Source organism: Ruegeria sp. AD5, from assembly GCF_056542345.1.
The window spans coordinates 2,501-6,112 of the sequence record NZ_JBQFZR010000012.1 but is presented as its reverse complement, the minus strand read 5'-3'; the positions used below and the strand labels follow the sequence as shown (position 1 = coordinate 6,112).

Sequence of the window (3,612 nt, the reverse complement as noted above, 5' to 3'; positions counted from 1 at the left end):
ACGGGCTGTGTTTGGATTTTCTAAAGTTGGTTGCGGGAGCAGGATTTGAACCTGCGACCTTCAGGTTATGAGCCTGACGAGCTACCGGGCTGCTCCATCCCGCGACACTTTAAGTGACCTATCGCTTACGCTACTTGAGGTCTTGTGTTGGTCTATCGCCTATTCGGCTACTTGAGACCGGGTAGTGTTCTTTTCATCGTGTTTGAGAGACTGTGGGCTTTTACTAGGTTTGGCGGTGACCTACTCTCCCGGGGCTTAAGCCCAAGTACCATTGGCGCGGCAGTGCTTAACTTCCGGGTTCGGGATGGGACCGGGTGTTTCACTTGCGCTATGACCACCAAACCGAGGAAAAGCCCATGTCGACTTTCTTGCTTTGCAAGAAAGCGACGAGGTGGCAGGCAGCGTCTTTTGCTTGCAAAAGGCGCGTTGCCACTCGGTTATATAATCAACCAACATCGCGGCTTGGCGCTGCGACGTTATCCAACTCAAGGTCAGTGTATGCTTTTGGTGATTTGTCTTTCCATTACTGGATCAAATCAAGCCTATCGGGCGATTAGTACCGGTCAACTGAACGCATTACTGCGCTTACATCTCCGGCCTATTGACGTGGTGGTCTTCCACGGCCCTCAGGGAGACCTTGTTTTGAGGGGGGCTTCCCGCTTAGATGCCTTCAGCGGTTATCCTGTCCGATCATAGCTACCCAGCACTGCCGTTGGCACGACAACTGGTCCACCAGTGGATCGTTCACCCCGGTCCTCTCGTACTAGGGGCAACTCCTCTCAAGTCTCCTACACCCACGGCAGATAGGGACCGAACTGTCTCACGACGTTCTAAACCCAGCTCACGTACCTCTTTAAACGGCGAACAGCCGTACCCTTGGGACCTGCTCCAGCCCCAGGATGAGATGAGCCGACATCGAGGTGCCAAACACTGCCGTCGATATGGACTCTTGGGCAGTATCAGCCTGTTATCCCCGGCGTACCTTTTATCCGTTGAGCGATGGCCCTTCCACTCGGGACCACCGGATCACTATGGCCGTCTTTCGACTCTGCTCGACTTGTCAGTCTTGCAGTCAGGCTGGCTTCTGCCATTGCACTCAACGAGCGATTTCCGACCGCTCTGAGCCAACCTTCGCGCGCCTCCGTTACGCTTTAGGAGGCGACCGCCCCAGTCAAACTACCCGCCACGCAGGGTCCCGGATCCGGATAACGGACCGCGGTTAGACATCAAGAGTGCGAAGGGTGGTATCTCAAGGGAGGCTCCACGGATACTTGCGTTTCCGCTTCAAAGCCTACCACCTATCCTGCACATCACAATCCTGATGCCAGTGCGAAGCTGTAGTAAAGGTGCACGGGGTCTTTCCGTCTAACCGCGGGAAGCCTGCATCTTGACAGGCAATTCAATTTCGCTGAGTCGATGTTGGAGACAGCGGGGAAGTCGTTACGCCATTCGTGCAGGTCGGAACTTACCCGACAAGGAATTTCGCTACCTTAGGACCGTTATAGTTACGGCCGCCGTTTACCTGGGCTTCAATTCAAGGCTCTCACCTCTCCTTTTAACCTTCAGGCACCGGGCAGGCGTCAGACCCTATACGTCGTCTTGCGACTTCGCAGAGCCCTGTGTTTTTAATAAACAGTCGCCACCCCCTGGTTTGTGCCCCCAGCCCCTAGTTGCCTAGGAACCGGGCCTCCTTCTCGCGAACTTACGGAGGTATTTTGCCGAGTTCCTTCAACATCGTTCTCTCAAGCGCCTTGGTATGCTCTACCAGTCCACCTGTGTCGGTTTAGGGTACGGTCTGATGGAGGGCTATTTCCAGGAACCACTCAGCAGCCCAATCAATCCGATAAGATTGAACTACACCTGTGATCCGTCACATCCTCCTGGCCTAGGAATATTAACCTAGTTCCCATCGCCTACGCCTTTCGGCCTCGGCTTAGGGGCCGGCTTACCCTGCTCAGATTAGCTTTAAGCAGGAACCCTTGGACTTTCGGCGAGAGTGTCTCTCACACTCTTTGTCGCTACTCATGTCATCATTCTCACTAGTGATCTCTCCACCGGATGGCTCACGCCCCGGCTTCATCGAAAGCCTCTCTCCTCCAATCTGCCCGAAGGCATGAAGGAGGAATGAGACTATGTCACACTACGCTCTGCTACCGATGCTTACGCATCCCTAGACTTCGGCTCATGGCTTGAGCCCCGTTACATCTTCGCCGCAGGACAACTTATTTAGACCAGTGAGCTGTTACGCTATCTTTAAAGGATGGCTGCTTCTAAGCCAACCTCCTGGTTGTTTTGGTCGTCCCACCTGCTTTCCCACTTAGCCATGAATTGGGGGCCTTAGTCGTAGGTCAGGGTTGTTTCCCTCTCCACTACGGACGTTAGCATCCGCAGTGTGTCTGCCATCTAGTACTCCCGGGTATTCGGAGTTTGGTTAGGATCAGTAAGCCTGTGGGGCCCCATTACCCATCCAGTGCTCTACCCCCCGGGGTATTCGGATGACGCTCTACCTAAATAGATTTCGCAGAGAACCAGCTATCTCCGAGTTTGATTGGCCTTTCACCCCTAGGCACAGCTCATCCCGATCCTTTTCAACGGATGTGGGTTCGGTCCTCCAGTAAGTGTTACCTTACCTTCAACCTGGCCATGCCTAGATCACTCGGTTTCGGGTCTGATCCCACGAACTCATTCGCCCTATTAAGACTCGCTTTCGCTACGCCTACACCTAACGGCTTAAGCTTGCTCGTAAGACCAAGTCGATGACCCATTATACAAAAGGTACGCCGTCAGATCTCGAGGATCCTCCGACTGATTGTAGGCGTTCGGTTTCAGGTACTGTTTCACTCCCCTCGTCGGGGTGCTTTTCACCTTTCCCTCACGGTACTGGTTCGCTATCGGTCAGCAAGGAGTACTTAGCCTTCGAAGGTGGTCCTCCGATCTTCAGACAGAATTTCACGTGTTCCGCCCTACTTAATACGTCCATCAAAGCTTCCTATACGGGGCTGTCACCCGCTATGGCCACGCTTCCCAACGTGTTCTAGTCACTTATCTGGCTCGGCTGGTCCCCGTTCGCTCGCCGCTACTAGGGGAGTATCAATTGATTTCCTTTCCTCCGGGTACTTAGATGTTTCAGTTCCCCGGGTTTGCTCTTAAAACCCTATGTATTCAGGTCTTAAGTACCTGTTTAAACCCCATATTGAGTATCAAAGATAACAATATGAAGCTTTCAGGTGGGTTGCCCCATTCAGAGATCCATGGATCAAAGCTTATTCTCAGCTCCCCATGGCTTATCGCAGAGTATCACGTCTTTCATCGCCTCTTGCTGCCAAGGCATTCACCAAACGCCCTTCTCGCGCTTGATTTGATCCAGAAAGAGAAAGACACAACTTAGTGCGCTACCGCCTATTCGGCTACTTGAGCGCAGTCAGGTCAATCGCGATCGCCCAGCTGGTAACTAAAGGCGATCTTTCTTCTGAACCAAAAGCATACTTTCCCGCCTTCTATCCTGGAACCCATGCTGCCGATGTCGGTCGGCCCCACATGGAGAATAGAAGACATGCATGATCGTCAGATCATGCGGGTTAGTGTACTTGACTTGGACAACTCTGTTCGTTT

General features: G+C 52.9%; 1 tRNA gene and 2 rRNA genes. All 3 read right to left on the bottom strand.

The window, feature by feature from the left end:
* Nucleotides 1–27: 27 nt before the first annotated feature.
* The 3 genes from ACR0JG_RS20695 to ACR0JG_RS20685 all read right to left on the bottom strand — a co-directional run bounded on the left by ACR0JG_RS20695 (nt 28) and on the right by ACR0JG_RS20685 (nt 3,359).
* Nucleotides 28–104: transfer RNA gene (locus ACR0JG_RS20695), tRNA-Met, on the bottom strand.
* Nucleotides 105–227: 123 nt separating this feature from the next.
* Nucleotides 228–342: ribosomal RNA gene (gene rrf / locus ACR0JG_RS20690) — 5S ribosomal RNA — on the bottom strand.
* Between the two features lie 190 nt (nt 343–532).
* Nucleotides 533–3,359: ribosomal RNA gene (locus ACR0JG_RS20685) — 23S ribosomal RNA — on the bottom strand.
* Nucleotides 3,360–3,612: the final 253 nt, after the last annotated feature.